Raw genomic sequence first — 13,429 nt, 5'->3', positions numbered from 1 at the left:
GGACCGCCCTCGCCCCACACCCGTTCGCTCTCACTCCATGAGGATGTCGACGGCCATCTCGTCGTCGTCAGGATTGCCCTCGACCTCGATGGTGACGCCCGACCATCTGCCGTCGGGCAGATTGAGTGCCGGGTTCGTCGATGCGCCGATGGTCCTGTTTCCCAGGGAGGGATACAGGTCCTTCGAGTCGCCGCGGTTGCCCAGGCCGAAGACCGCCCCCAGGTCGCGACGGCCGTCGGCCTGCAGGAGCTCGATCGCAAGATGGTCCTCTTCGTTCACATTGCTGATCGCCTCGTCGACCGTGTAGACGGAAATGCCGGCGTCCGGCAGGAACGCGTCCTGCCCCCGGCGTCGCCGGTATTCGACGAGGATGTACTGAGTCTCCGTCATGGTGTCCGCGTTCTGAATGAACAGCAGCTCTCCGCCCTCCGCCGCCGGTTGCAGCACGACGTCCTTGACGGTTTTCGTGATGCGCCTCGGGACGGCCCAGCCGTGGAACATGCGCAGCATGCCGTTGGGGAACACCGGCGTGAGGCCGAAGTTTCCCCAATTGCCCGCTGCCATGAGGCAGTAGTTGCCCAGGCCGTTGGATTTGGTCGCCTGCAGCCGGCCTGTGTCGTAATAGTCGGCCCAACGCGCCGCCAGGTGGCCCCACTCGTGGGCGCACAAACCCATCGCGCAGTTTTCCGGCACCGTCAGGAACGTTTCCACCGTCAGGCCCGAGCCGACGGCGACGCCTCCTGGTATGCCCCACTTCAGACTCCAGATGTCGTCCCGGCTCTTGGTCTGCTCGGTACCGGGCCCGGCGTGCACGACGAACAGCGCGGTGACCGTGTGCTCGCCCAGCACGTCGTAGGGTCGGAAGTCGATGCCTTCGGCCTTGGCCAGCTTCACCGCGTCCCGGGCCATGCCCTGCGAGTTGCGGGGGAAGAGACCCTGCCCGGAGTTGCCGTCGGCGTAGAAGGAGAGCGGCTGTGGCAGGCGGAACCAGCCGTGCACCTCGCCCTGGACGTCGATGCCGGTGGCGCCGAACTCGTCGAAGCCGCTGATCTTGCGGTAGAACTCGCGCATGCTGCCGGTCGGCAGCGAGTTCGTGCTGAACAAGAGCTGCTCGTAGTGGCCCGGGCGGTGGCTCGGCTCGTGCGGTCTGTCGGGGAAGTCGACCAGGAGCACGAGCGTATTGATGACCCCCCTGAGCTGCTGGTCGGGCCGTGTGATCAGTTGCCGCTCCGCACTCGGTTCGACCCGCACGGCACCGTCGTCGAGGCCGATGAGCTTTTCCGCCCGCCGGGTGGAGCGCCAGGTGTAGTAGTAGTCCTCGAAGGTGGTGTAGTCCGGCAGGCGACCCGTTTTCATCAGGTCCAGATAGTCGGCGTAGAGCTGGGCCAGCGCGTCGGGGGACAGCGGGGCCGGGCAGGGACCGGCGCAGGAAGAATGACGTGACACGGGAAACGTACTCGTGTGTCGCATGGCGACCACTCATTTGCTCGGACGATCACAGAACGCGGTGTGAGGACCGCGTTTAGGGCGTATACGGACGCCATCCGTTTATGCTGTACATATACAGGCTCCACCTGTGCGAAGCCGTCGTCAAGGTGAGCCGGCTGCCAGGAGCAGGGAGCAGGGAGCCGGTAGTCGGGAGTCGGAACTCCGGAGGTGCGGCCATGCCCGTCCGCAATCGGCTCAGCCGCCAGCGCATCCTCGAAGCCGCGCTCCGCGTGGTGGACGACGAGGGGCTCGACGGCCTGAGCATGCGCCGGGTCGCCGGCGAGCTCGGTGTGGAGACGATGGCGCTCTACCGGTACACGCCCAGCAAGGACGATCTGCTGGACGGCCTCGTCGAGAACCTCTTCATCGAGCTGGAGCAGGCGCTGGACGGTGCCTCCTCCGCCGTCTCCGACCCGAGGGGCGAGGCGGCGCCGCCCTGGCGCGAGGCGCTGCTGGGCACCGCGAAGGCGATGTACGGAGTGGCCCTCGCGCACCCCCACGTCATCCCCCTGGTGGCCGTCCGCCCCTTCACGGTCCCCATGACCCGCAGGCCCCCCGCCGTGCTGCGCGCCCACGAACGTCTGCTCGCCCTCCTGGGCACGGCGGGGCTGGACGAGGAGACCACGCTCAAGCTGTACCGGGCGTTCATCTCCTGGGTGCTGGGCTACATCGTCGTCGAGCTGCGCGAGGTGGTGGACAATCCCGATGAATCCGATCCGGCCTTCCGGCTCGGCCTGCACCGCCTCCCGCTCAAGGACTTCCCCCTCCTCCGATCGCTCGGTCCGGCTCTGGCCGTCCGCGGCGGGGAGGAGCAACTGGCCGCCGGTGTCGATGCGCTCGTCGCCCGCTACCTGCGATGACGGGGAGCTCCGGCTCGCTCGGAGGGCGCCTGGGACCGTCCGGGCGGTCCCGGCACGGGTGGCGGTAGCGTGGGCGGATGATCTCCGGTGACGCCCTCGTGAAGCGACTGCGGGCTCTGGCCGCCCGCGTCCCGTTCGACCTTGCGCTGCAACCCGGCGCAGCCGAGGCCGACTTCGACCGCTGGCCCGTCCCGGTGCCGACCGCGACGCGCGAACTGGTGGGCCGACTGGGCGGCTTCGCGGTGCCGCCGGTGGAGTTCGTGCTGACCGGCCACCCGCGGCAGGCGGGCGACCACGGTCTCCCGCACCCGCACTGGCTGGTCACCGACGACGGCGGTGGTGGGGTCACCTGGGTCGACATCGAGTCCGACGGCCGGTGGGGGCAGGTGCTGATGCAGTACCGGGAGGGCGGACTCTTCGTGGAGGCCGACTCACTGCCGCGCTGGCTCGACCGCCTGATCGGGACCGCGGAGGACCTGGTCGACGAGACGGGCTTCGAGGAAGGCGTGCAGCCGTACGCAGACGACTTCTGGGACCTGCTGCAGCTGGACGGCCCCGAGCTGCCGCTGCATCCTGCAGCCGAACTCCGTGATCGCCCCGGCACGGACCCGGTGGTCACCGGTCTCGTCGCACGAGTGCCGGACGGCGCGCTCATTGCCGACCTCCGCGGAGCCGTGCCCGGCAGCCGGGCGCGCTTCGACCGGGTGCTCAGGCGATACCGCCTGGAGCGGGCCGTCGGTGGCGCGGTGTTCGCCGCCGTTCCCCCGGACGCGGAGCACCGTCCGAACGGCCTGACGAGCCCACGGTGACGCCGCCTGCCCTACTCGTCGTCGAGACGATCGTCGTCGTTCCGGAGCCTCCGCCACAGACCGGTGCGGTGCAGCGTGTAGAGCGCGATGGCCAGGAAGGCCACCTGCAGGCCGACGGCGAGGATCCAGAAGACGGCCCCGCTCTCCAGCTCGTCCGTCAGATAGGCGAAATTCATGCCGAAGAACCCCGTCAGGAAGGTCAGCGGCAAAAAGATCGTCGACACGATCGCCAGGCGATTGATCACGCCGTTCTGGTCGGCGGACACCAGGGAGGAGTAGCTTCCGAAGGCGCGTCGGGCCGCCTCCTGGAGCGACTCGATGTCCGTGAGCACCAACCTCGCAGTGCGCTGGTACTCACGGACCAGCCGCTGGCGGTCCTCGGGGAAGCTGCCGCTCATCATGCGACGGGTGACCGTCTCCTCCGTCACCCGGTGGTAGGGGAGGAGCGTGTGGTGCAGGAGGGCCGCGGTACGCCGCAGCCGCGCCAGGCGGTAGACCTGCTCGGGCTGTCGCTGACGGAACATTTCGTCTTCCAGGTCCTCCACGTCCAGCAGGGCCTGGACGGCGGAACCGCGGTAGGTCTCCAGCGCCTCGTCCAACAGCAGGAACAGCATGGCCACGGCGTCCGGCGGACGTTCGTTCGGGAAACGGGCGGTGAGGCTTTCGATCAGTCGTACCGCCCCCCGGTGCACCGTGACGAGGTACCGCTCGGTCACCACGACATGGACGTGAATGACCTGGCCGGCCTCGATCACGGGCACGACGAACGCGGCGCTGTCCCCGAGGAACTCGGCCCGGGCCGATTCGCCCTCCCGGCCGAGCCATGCCAGGTCCGCGACCTCCAGCCCCAGCAGGTGCGCGAGCGGCTGCCCGGCGGGCAAGGTCTTCTCCGAGAGTTCCACGTCCACGAGCAGGAAGGGGGATGTCGCGAGACGCTCACGTGCCTCGGACACGTGGGTACGCGTCATGGTGCCGTTCGGCATGGACATCACCGATACGATCATTGCCCCTCGTCGTCTGCCATCAGATGCGTTGCCTCCCAGCCTGTACGTGCAGCGGTGCGACGCAAACCCGGTGAGGCGTTCGCGCGGCAATGCACCTCGAACAGGTGAGGCCTCGGTGAGGCCCATGTGTGAGGCCCATGTGAGGCCCATGTGTGAAGCCCCGGTCTTCCGGCCGTGCCCGTTGTCAGAGGGAGGCCTGATGATGCTCCGTACCAGTCGCACATCAGGGATGAGGGAAGACATGCCGTCGCCATGGGAGCGCCTTCAGGAACTGCTCGGTGAGCCCGAGGAGGCCTGGGGATGGCCGCGCCGAGAGGTCTGGGAGGCCTCCGAACGGCACCTCGGTCTCACGCTGCCCGCGGACTACAAGGCCTTCATGGACGTGTACGGGCCGGGGACCCTCGACGGGTACCTCCACCTGGACCGGCCGACGGGCCTCATGACCCCCGCGGAAGTCGAGGACTTCTGGTCCCTGGAGGGCTGGCGCGACGCACGGAGGGGACTGGAGAACGCCTACCCTTTCCCCTTCCATCCCGACCCCGGGGGGCTCATCGGCTGGGGCAGCGACGAGCACAGCAGCGAGTACTACTTCCTGACCTCCGACCCGGATCCGGACAACTGGGAGATCGTGATCGGCAGTGAGTGCGGGGAGTGGTACCGCACCAAAGGCACCTTCACCGGTTTCCTGATGCGCTGCTTCGACGGCCTCGACCGCGCCCCGTTCATGGAACCGACCTGGCCCGAGGCCGACGCCCGCTACGAACCCTTCGACAGCGGACCGGGCTGACCTCCGAGTTGCCGTGTATCGCGGGCGTATCGGAAATCGCATACGCCACCGCAACGGCCCTCCGTTTCAAATGGGGGCATGAACCACGACGCATCCCCGTCAGCACCACCCCGCCGCACGCGCAGGATCGTGCTCATCGGCCTGGCGATCCTCGCCACGGCGAGCGCCGCGTTCCTCGTGCGGCGACCGCTCTTGATGTCCGCTCCGAGGTGCATGGCCGGCCGATGGCACGGCTGCTTCGACACGTTCAACGGTGTGGTGCTCATGACGCTGGTCGCGGTGCCGCCGGCCCTGCTGGTGGTGTGGGCTCTGGCGCGCCGTCGGCGTGCCGCCGGTGTCGCATCGGCCTGGCGGATGTCGCTGGCCGAGGTGGGCATGGTCCACGGGACGCTGCCGTTCGTCCACATGACCATGATGCCGGGCGCCGGGGCCGGCATCGTCCCCGGCCGGGTGAGCCTGGTACCGGTGCGGGACCTGCTCACGATGGGGTCGGTCGGGATCGTCGGCAACCTGCTGGTCTTCGCGGCGCTGGGGTTCTTCGCGCCGATGCGGTTCGCGGCGCTGGCGTCGGCACCGCGGATCCTCGCGCTCGGCGCAGGCTGCTCGGTCCTGATCGAAACCGCCCAGTACGTCCTGCAGCTGGACCGGGTGTCCTCCGTGGACGACGTACTGGTCAACGCCGCCGGCGCCGTGCTGGCCGGGCTGGCGTCGCGCCGCTGGTGGCGCACCACCACGGAGCAAGCGCCGTCGGACCGGCCCCGTCCCGCGCCGGCACCGAGTGCTGCTTAGGCTTCGGACATGCGCGTACTGATCGTGGAGGACGAGCCCTACCTGGCCGAAGCCGTCCGTGACGGCCTGCGGCTGGAGGCGATCGCCGCCGACATCGCGGGCGACGGCGACTCGGCGCTGGAACTGCTCGGCGTCAACTCCTACGACCTCGCGGTCCTCGACCGCGACATCCCCGGCCCCTCCGGCGACGAGGTCGCCCGGCGCATCGTCGCCTCCGGCAGCGGCATCCCGATCCTCATGCTCACCGCTGCCGATCGGATCGACGACAAGGCCTCCGGGTTCGGGCTCGGCGCCGACGACTACCTCACCAAACCGTTCGACCTGCGGGAGCTCGTCCTGCGGCTGAGGGCGCTCGACCGCAGACGCGCCTACGCCCGGCCCCCGGTCCGCGAGATCGCGGGCCTGCGGCTCGACCCCTTCCGCCGGGAGGTCTTCCGCGACGGACGCCACGTCGCGCTCACCCGCAAACAGTTCGCCGTGCTGGAGGTCCTCGTCGCCGCCGAGGGCGGGGTCGTCAGCGCCGAAGAACTACTGGAACGGGCCTGGGACGAGAACGTCGACCCCCTCACCAATGCGGTGCGCATCACCGTCTCAGCGCTGCGCAAAAGGCTCGGCGAACCATGGATCATCGCCACGGTCCCCGGCGTCGGCTACCGGATCGACACCCGTACGGACAACACCGACCCCGGCACCACGCATGCGTAGACGCCCAGGGCTCAGCGCCCGACTGAAACTCACCCTCAGCTATGCCGGATTCCTCTTCGTCGCGGGCGCTCTCGTGCTGGCCGCGGTGTGGGTGTCGCTGCTGCGCTACGTACCCGAGCGCACGGTCAGAACCCCGGACGGGCTCTCCCCCAACCGCTCGTTCGTCCTGCACTCCTTCGCCCCCGCCACCGCCGCAAGCCTGGTCTTCCTGCTCGTCTTCGGCCTGCTGGGGGGATGGCTCCTCGCCGGCCGGATGCTCGCCCCACTCACCCGGATCACGGATGCGGCACGCACGGCCGGGACCGGGAACCTGTCCCACCGGATCCGCATGAAGGGCCGCCAGGACGAATTCCGTGAACTCTCCGACGCGTTCGACTCGATGCTCGAACGACTGGAGTCGCACGTCGCCGAGCAGCAGAGGTTCGCGGCGAACGCCTCCCACGAACTGCGCACCCCACTGGCGATCTCGCGGACCCTCCTCGACGTCGCCCGCCAGGATCCCACGCGCGACCGCGGCGAACTCATCGAACGCCTGAGTGCGGTCAACACGCGGGCGATCGACCTCACCGAGGCCCTCCTGCTGCTCAGCCGCGGCGACCGCGGAAGCTTCACGCGCGAGAGCGTCGATCTCTCCCTCATCGCCGAAGAAGCCGCCGAAACGCTGCTTCCCCTCGCCGAACAGCGCCGGATCACGCTCGACGTCACCGGCGTCGCGGCCCGGACCAGCGGTTCCGCGGAGCTCCTGCTCAGGATGGTGACGAACCTCGTCCAGAACGCCATCGTCCACAACCTCCCCGGCGGGGGGACCGTGACGGTCCACACCGAGCCGCACGGCGACACGAGCGTGCTGCGGGTCGAGAACACGGGCCGCCGGCTCCCACCGGAACTGGTACCGACCCTCACCGAACCCTTCCAGCGCGGAACGGAACGCGTGCGCACCGACGAGCACGCCGGCGTCGGCCTCGGCCTCGGCCTGGCCATCGTGCACAGCATCGTCCGCGCCCACTACGGGACCCTCGACCTCGTCCCCCGCCCCGCCGGCGGTCTCCTCGTCACGGTCCGGCTTCCCGGCGCACGCTAGGTTGTGTCCGAGCCGGCCTGCTGCAGGCGGGCGACCGGGGCGGCTTCATGAGGGTGGTTCAGGCAGCCAGTCGCGGGTCGGGTAGTACTCCAGCCATCGGCTTCGCCCCGCTTCCTCGGCGCAGGCGGCGGCGAGGCCGTTCAACGCCGGGTGTCCGTCTCCCGAGCGCCACAGCAGCGACCAGGCGTACAGCGGCGTGGGATCGATCAGCGGGACGGAGCGCAATCCGGGGACCTGCGGCAGCGGAACATCGGCAGGTACCAGCGAGAAGCGGCTCGGCGCTTGCGCCACCTCCGCGAGGAAGTGGGCGAGCCCCAGGTTGACGCTCGTGGCCCTGCTCCGGATGCCGAACCGGTCGGCGAACCGGTGGAGGAAGTCGAGCCGGTCCAGCGCACCGGGTGCCCACAGCACGCTGTCGCACAACTGGTCCGGCCGCACGGCCGGTTCGGCTGCCAGCGGGTGGTCCACGCTCAGTACGGCGTCCACCGGTTCGAGGCGGACCAGCCGGTGCGTCAGCCCGGCGGGCAGCGGAGGGTGGACCCGGCCGAACGCCGCGTCGATGTCGCCGTGCAGCAGTGCCGTCGTCACCGACGACAGGTCGCGCCCGTGCCCCAGCGCCAGCTCCCCGGCTCGTCCGGCAACCCGGGCCAGCGTCCGCATCGGCGCGTACAGGTGCCCCCAGACGTCCACACGCAGCGGATGGTCCTTCCCCGACACCGCCGCGACCGCGGCGTCGGCGGCGGCCACGGTCTGCCGGGCCGGCCCGAGAAAGCGCTGCCCGGCCTCGGTGAGGCGTACGCCGTTGCCGCCGCGCCGGAACAGCGCGGCGCCGAGCAGGGATTCCAGCCGCGCGATCCTCTTGGACAGCGCCTGCTGGGAGATTGCGAGCGTCCCGGCCGCCCGGCCGAAGTGCAGTTCCTCGGCGGTGCGCACAAAGGCACGTACCTGCGCCACATCGAGATCCATGGCTCCCACCATAGGCGACAACCAGAAGTTGTCGGCTTTGCTCGTTCGTTGTTGGATCGCGGGGCGGCCGTGGGGGTTGCATGCTCTCCATGCAAAGACTGATTCCCACGGGAGAAGCGGCGTGCCCGGTCGCCTTCGCCGAGGTCTCCCAGCCCGTGCCCGAGCCCGGTGAGGCACTGATCAAAGTCGAGGCGTTCGCCCCGAACCGGGGCGAGACATTCCTTCTCGAGAACCCCCGGCCGGAGCTGCTGCCCGGCAAGGACATCGCAGGGCTCGTCGTACAGGCGGCAGCCGACGGCTCCGGCCCCGGCATCGGCACCCGCGTGGTCGGGCACCCGGCGCAGGGCGGCTGGGCCGAGTACGCCGCCGTACCCGCGCACTCGCTCGCGGTGCTCCCGGACTGCATTGACAGCGCACGGGCGGCGGCCCTGCCCCTGGCCGGGATCACTGCCCTGCGACTGCTGCGTACGGCCGGTTCCCTGGCAGGCCGGCGGGTGCTGCTGACCGGCGCCTCAGGTGGCGTCGGCCACTACGTCACCGAGCTCGCCGTGGGGGCCGGAGCCGAGCTGACCGCGGTGACGGCCACGCCGACGCGAGGCGAGCGGCTCGCGGAACTGGGCGCGAAGGTGGTGCACGAGGTCGGGGCGGCTCAGGGGCCGTTCGATGTCGTGCTGGAGTCCACGGGTGGGCCGGATCTCCCGCTCGCCCTGTCGAAAGTGCGCCCGGGCGGCCTGCTCGTCTGGTTCGGCCAGGCGAGCCGCACCCCGGTGTCCCTCGACTTCTTCCAACTCCTCGGCGGGCCCGAGCGCGTCACGATCCAGCACTTCCATTACGCCGGAGCCCCGTACGCCTCCGATCTCTCGGCGCTGGTGAGCCTGGTGGAACAGGGCCGGCTGCATCCGGAGATCGGCCGCATCGCCGACTGGGCACGGACCGCCGACACCCTGGTCGACCTGCGCGAGCGCCGGATACGCGGCAAGGCCGTCCTGCTGACAGGAGGAGCACGATGAGCGCCGCCGAGTTCGCCGCCGCCCAGTGGACCCGTGCCACCGGTGTTGGCGTGGACCCCCATGAGTACCGGCGCGTCAGTGATGGCCTCGCCTCCGTCGACGACTGGGGGCCGGCCTTCCTCCGCACCGGACACGGCTACCTCCAGCGCGCGGCGGCCGCGGGATCCTCCCGCTCCGTGGGGGAGTACCTGTTGACGGCGGCCCGGTGGTTCCACCTGGCGACCCTGGCGCCGTACCCGGAAGCGCAGCGCGCTGCCGTCGCGGCGGATGACGCCATGAGCAGAGCCCTCACCGTGCTGGAGCCCGGTGCGCGGCGCGTGAGCGGCGAGGGATTCACCGGCTGGCTGCGTGGCCCCTCCGACGCACCGGGGACCGTGGTCGTCGTCCCCGGCCTGGACTCGGCCAAGGAGGAGTTCCTCGATCTCGTGTCCGCGCTGCTGGCCAGAGGACTGGCGGTGTTCGCGATGGACGGCCCCGGACAGGGCGTACTCGCTGCCACCACGACCTTCGTGCCGGACTACGAGCGGGTCGTGGGCCGGGTCGTCGACGCCCTCGGCGTCGCACGCATCGGGCTCGTCGGCCTGAGCCTGGGCGGCTACTTCGCGGCCCGGGCCGCGGCGCTGGAACCGCGCGTCGCGGCCGTCGCCACCGTCAGCGGTCCCTTGCGCCTCGACTGGGAGGAACTGCCCCCGCCGGTACGGGTGATCATGGCCCAACGCGCCGGTGGATCCGGCGCCGCCCGCGAGTTCGCACGCCACGTGGACCTCGCGGCCCTGGCACCCCGCATCGCGGCCCCGCTGCTGGTCGTGGACGGTGGTCAGGACGTCATCCCCGGCGTGACGAACGGCGAGCCACTGGCCCGTCTGGCGCCGCACGGCACCTACCTGTCCGTCCCGCACGGCGACCACCTCCTCGGTAACGCTCGGCCGGACTGGCTGCCCCGCCTCAGCGACCACTTCGCGGACACCCTGACGGGAACGCCGACATGAACCGCTCCACCGGGAAGGCCGTCCTCATCACCGGTGCAGCGCCGCCGTCCGGGAACGCGGAGGCACGGACTCCACGTTCATGAGGCGTCGTCTCATGAGGGTGTGCCCGCCCACGCGGTCAGTGCGGCGGTCCGCTCTGCACCGCGGACGCCGAGATCGGTGGCGCGGGTGGCCCAGGCGATGTGCCCGTCGGGGCGGACGAGCACTTCGGTCACGCCGTGCAGGTCCGCATGCCCGTCGTGCTGTGTGACGGCATGACCGGTGACCCGTGAGCGCCATCCGGGCGCGAGGGACTGCGGCGGATTCGCGTCTGCGGTGAGGTCGAGGAGAACGAAGCGCCCCCGGGCCAGCAGTTCGTGGACGCGTGTCGCCTCCGTACCGGCAGCGGACAGACCCATGTCGGGCATGCGCCGACCCACCAGCGGGTCCGGGTCGGTGTCGCGGTCGCTGTCGGCGCTCGGGGGCGGGTAGGAGGTGCTCAGTGCGGAGATCCGTCCCGCGAGGAGCCGGTTGACGTCCTTCAGGGCCAGGAGCTCGTCCAGGAGCCCGCGCAGGGCGGCGGCGGGCCGCTCGTACTGCGGTACGAGGGCCAGCTCCGCGAGCAGGGCCTGGACCTCGGTGTTCTTGGTGACCGCTCGTCCGACGGGGCGGCGTTCGGCGTCGTACGTGTCGAGCAGCCCCGGCGGAGCCCATCCGTTGACCGTGGCGGCCAGCTTCCAGCCCAGATTCATGGCGTCCTGCAGGCCCGTGTTCAGTCCCTGACCGGCTGCGGGGAAGTGGACGTGAGCGGCGTCCCCGGCGAGCAGGACCCGACCGGACCGATAGGCGGCGGCGAGGCGGGTGGCGTTGCCGAAGCGCGAGAGCCAGCGCGGCTGAGCGACGCCGAAGTCGGAGCCGCAGAGCCGCGTCAGTGCGGAACGGAACTCCTCCAGCGCCACCGCTTCCCCGGCCGGAACCCGCATCCGCTCCGGATCGATGCAGACGATCCGGGTGAGCCCGCCCTCCAGGGGCACGATCAGCACCCCGCGGGCCCGTGCGGCAGCGAGGACGGCAGGATCCGCGTCGACCTCCGCGAAGTCGCCGAGCATGCCGGTCAGGGTCTCGTCGGTGCCCGGGAAGCCGATGCCGGCGGCCCGCCGTACGACGCTGCGTCCGCCGTCGCAGCCGACCGCGTACCGCGCCCGTACGGTGTCGACGGCCCCGCCGGGTCCGCGCACCTCCAGCTCGACGCCGGTGGCGTCCTGGCACAGCCCGGTGGTCTCGTATCCGCGGCTGATGCGGACGCCCAGCTCTGCCGCCCGCTCCTCCAGCAGCGCCTCGGTGCGGGCCTGGGCGAGGAAGAGGGTGTAGCCGTGGCGCGAGTCGAGGGCGGCGAAGTCCAGCCGGGTGTCGAGGCCGGCGAAGTGCCAGCCCGGGACGGGCTTTCCGACGGCGAGGAAGCGGGGTGCCAGACCCCTCATGTCCATCAGTTCCACACTGCGCGGGTGCAGGGTCAGGGCCCGTGAATCACGCTGCGGCTCGCTGCGCCGCTCCACGATCCGGGTCCGTACGCCTGCAAGCGCCAGCTCGCAGGCGAGCATCAGCCCCGTCGGGCCCGCGCCCACGACAAGTACATCGGTGTCCATCGACGTGACCTCCACGATTTAGTGAACAACGTTCACGTGAACGATGTTCACTATAGTGGCGTCCATGAGCAACCCGTCAACCCGCACACGTGGGCGCCCTCCGCGCCTGGACCAGGCACGCACCGTCGAGACGGCCCTGGACCTGCTGGACAAGGCCGGACTCGACGCGCTGACCATGCGGCGTCTGGCCGATGCGATGGGCGTCCAGGCCGGCGCGCTGTACCGCTACTTCGCCACCAAGCAGGAGCTGCTGACCGCGATGGCGGAGCGGATGCTGTCCGAGGTGGAAGCGCCCGGGGATCCGGCCGGCGGAGACTGGAGCGAGCAGCTGGCCGGCCTGGCCGGAGCGATGCGTACGGCACTGCTCGCCCACCGGGACGGCGCCCGGGTCTTCGCCGGCACGCACTCGACCGGGACGCACACCCTGCACTTCGCCGACACCGCGATCGGCGTCCTGCGCAAGGCCGGCTTCGAAGACGCCGACGCGGTACGCGCCCTGATGGCGATGGCCAACTTCACCGTCGGCCACACCCTGGAGGAGCAGGCCGCCGCTCCGGAGCCGGGCGCAGAGGCATCCGCCGACCCGGGCCGTCTTGCCGACGCCGTCGCGGCCGGCTCGTACCCCCACCTCACGGCCACCCTGCCCGTGCTCACCAGCACGGACTTCACCGCACACTTCGAGTTCGGCCTGCGGCTGCTCATCGAGGGGCTGCGCACGCTGCGACAACAGCACTGACGGAGCGTGCCGCGTGGTCGATGGAGAAAGCCGCACCACCGTCCGTCCTCGTTTCGGGTCAGACCGAATCGAGTCGACGTGTCCTTGTCGGCGGCCGAGCCTGGAGTTCGCCCGACGCTCTGCCGCCGGGCGCTTCCGTACCTCCATCGACCGAGGTGGCTACGTGTTCAAGAAGACGGTTTCCGTGGCGTCCGCCGTGGGCGCGCTCCTCGTCGGGGGCGTCCTCGCCGCCGGCCCCGCACAGGCTGTCCCGCACGACTGCCCGTCCGGCAACTACTGCGTGTGGACAGGTTCCAGTCATACGGGGTTCTGGCAGCCCTTCAGCTGGAACTCCAACCTTGTGCCGGGGAACGTGTACAAGAACGACAACTCCTCCTTCAACCGCATGTCGTCGTACGCCATGAAGCTCCACCACCAGCCCAACCGGACCAGCAGCTCCGTCTACGCCTGCTCCCGTCCCGGAACCCTGTGGTACCAGCACAACCCGGCGAAGCAGTTGGCGTCCCTCAGCAAGGTGTCCGCCTGCTGACAGGCGCCATGTCCGCGTGCGGGCGGTACGGGGCCGTTCCCGGCCCTCGCC

General features: G+C 70.4%; 14 protein-coding genes. 10 read left to right on the top strand and 4 right to left on the bottom strand.

Annotation, left to right across the window (positions count from 1 at the left end; all coding sequences use genetic code 11):
* Positions 1-30: 30 nt before the first annotated feature.
* On the bottom strand, positions 31-1,470 hold the full coding sequence (locus ACWGE1_RS07610; RefSeq protein WP_453419631.1) for a M6 family metalloprotease domain-containing protein: 1,440 nt from the start codon (positions 1,468-1,470) through the stop codon (positions 31-33).
* Between the two features lie 194 nt (positions 1,471-1,664).
* On the opposite strand from ACWGE1_RS07610, the gene ACWGE1_RS07605 reads away from it, so the two are divergent.
* Together ACWGE1_RS07605 and ACWGE1_RS07600 are read left to right on the top strand one after the other, a co-directional pair.
* Entirely contained in the window at positions 1,665-2,348 is a 684-nt protein-coding gene (locus ACWGE1_RS07605; RefSeq protein WP_453419630.1) for a TetR/AcrR family transcriptional regulator, read from the top strand.
* A 77-nt stretch (positions 2,349-2,425) separates the two neighbouring features.
* Positions 2,426-3,157: a hypothetical protein gene (locus ACWGE1_RS07600; protein WP_453419629.1), complete on the top strand. Its 732-nt coding sequence runs from the start codon at positions 2,426-2,428 to the stop codon at positions 3,155-3,157.
* 11 nt (positions 3,158-3,168) lie between these two features.
* Here ACWGE1_RS07600 and ACWGE1_RS07595 read toward each other — a convergent pair whose 3' ends face one another.
* Positions 3,169-4,146 carry a magnesium transporter CorA family protein gene (locus tag ACWGE1_RS07595; protein ID WP_453419628.1) on the bottom strand — a complete coding sequence of 326 codons (978 nt, stop codon included), beginning with the start codon at positions 4,144-4,146 and terminating at the stop codon, positions 3,169-3,171.
* Positions 4,147-4,402: 256 nt separating this feature from the next.
* Between ACWGE1_RS07595 and ACWGE1_RS07590 the strand changes: the two genes are divergently transcribed.
* The 4 genes from ACWGE1_RS07590 (at position 4,403) to ACWGE1_RS07575 (ending at position 7,523) form a co-directional block, all read left to right on the top strand.
* Positions 4,403-4,948, top strand: coding sequence for an SMI1/KNR4 family protein (locus ACWGE1_RS07590; protein ID WP_453419627.1), 546 nt, complete (start codon positions 4,403-4,405; stop codon positions 4,946-4,948).
* Between the two features lie 78 nt (positions 4,949-5,026).
* The gene (locus ACWGE1_RS07585; RefSeq protein ID WP_453419626.1) at positions 5,027-5,737 is read left to right on the top strand and encodes a VanZ family protein; all 711 of its coding nucleotides are present in this window, start codon (positions 5,027-5,029) and stop codon (positions 5,735-5,737) included.
* Positions 5,738-5,746: 9 nt separating this feature from the next.
* Complete coding sequence (locus tag ACWGE1_RS07580) at positions 5,747-6,442, top strand: response regulator transcription factor (protein ID WP_453419625.1); 696 nt, start codon at positions 5,747-5,749, stop codon at positions 6,440-6,442.
* On the top strand, positions 6,435-7,523 hold the full coding sequence (locus ACWGE1_RS07575) for a sensor histidine kinase (protein ID WP_453419624.1): 1,089 nt from the start codon (positions 6,435-6,437) through the stop codon (positions 7,521-7,523). The genes ACWGE1_RS07580 and ACWGE1_RS07575 overlap by 8 nt, the downstream gene beginning before the upstream one ends.
* A 45-nt stretch (positions 7,524-7,568) precedes the next feature.
* On the opposite strand, the gene ACWGE1_RS07570 is transcribed toward ACWGE1_RS07575, so the two are convergent.
* Positions 7,569-8,489, bottom strand: a complete 921-nt coding sequence (locus ACWGE1_RS07570) for a LysR family transcriptional regulator (RefSeq protein ID WP_453419623.1) — start codon at positions 8,487-8,489, stop codon at positions 7,569-7,571.
* A gap of 89 nt (positions 8,490-8,578) precedes the next feature.
* On the opposite strand from ACWGE1_RS07570, the gene ACWGE1_RS07565 reads away from it, so the two are divergent.
* A complete protein-coding gene (locus tag ACWGE1_RS07565) occupies positions 8,579-9,499 on the top strand; it encodes a zinc-binding dehydrogenase (RefSeq protein ID WP_453419622.1) in 921 nt (306 codons plus the stop codon).
* Complete coding sequence (locus ACWGE1_RS07560) at positions 9,496-10,488, top strand: alpha/beta hydrolase family protein (RefSeq protein ID WP_453419621.1); 993 nt, start codon at positions 9,496-9,498, stop codon at positions 10,486-10,488. Before ACWGE1_RS07565 ends, ACWGE1_RS07560 begins: the two co-directional genes overlap by 4 nt.
* Positions 10,489-10,580: 92 nt before the next feature.
* Here the strand turns inward: ACWGE1_RS07560 and ACWGE1_RS07555 are convergent, their stop codons facing one another.
* Positions 10,581-12,113, bottom strand: a complete 1,533-nt coding sequence (locus ACWGE1_RS07555; protein WP_453419620.1) for a monooxygenase — start codon at positions 12,111-12,113, stop codon at positions 10,581-10,583.
* Positions 12,114-12,177: 64 nt separating this feature from the next.
* Here ACWGE1_RS07555 and ACWGE1_RS07550 point away from each other — a divergent pair, with 64 nt between their 5' ends.
* Together ACWGE1_RS07550 and ACWGE1_RS07545 are read left to right on the top strand one after the other, a co-directional pair.
* Positions 12,178-12,849, top strand: coding sequence for a TetR/AcrR family transcriptional regulator (locus ACWGE1_RS07550; protein ID WP_453419619.1), 672 nt, complete (start codon positions 12,178-12,180; stop codon positions 12,847-12,849).
* A 163-nt stretch (positions 12,850-13,012) separates the two neighbouring features.
* Positions 13,013-13,378 carry a peptidase inhibitor family I36 protein gene (locus tag ACWGE1_RS07545; protein WP_453419618.1) on the top strand — a complete coding sequence of 122 codons (366 nt, stop codon included), beginning with the start codon at positions 13,013-13,015 and terminating at the stop codon, positions 13,376-13,378.
* Positions 13,379-13,429 lie beyond the last annotated feature (51 nt).

The organism is Streptomyces sp. NPDC054932 (genome assembly GCF_053610205.1).
The sequence above is the reverse complement of the archived record's forward strand: the minus strand, read 5'-3'. Positions and strand labels throughout refer to the sequence as shown.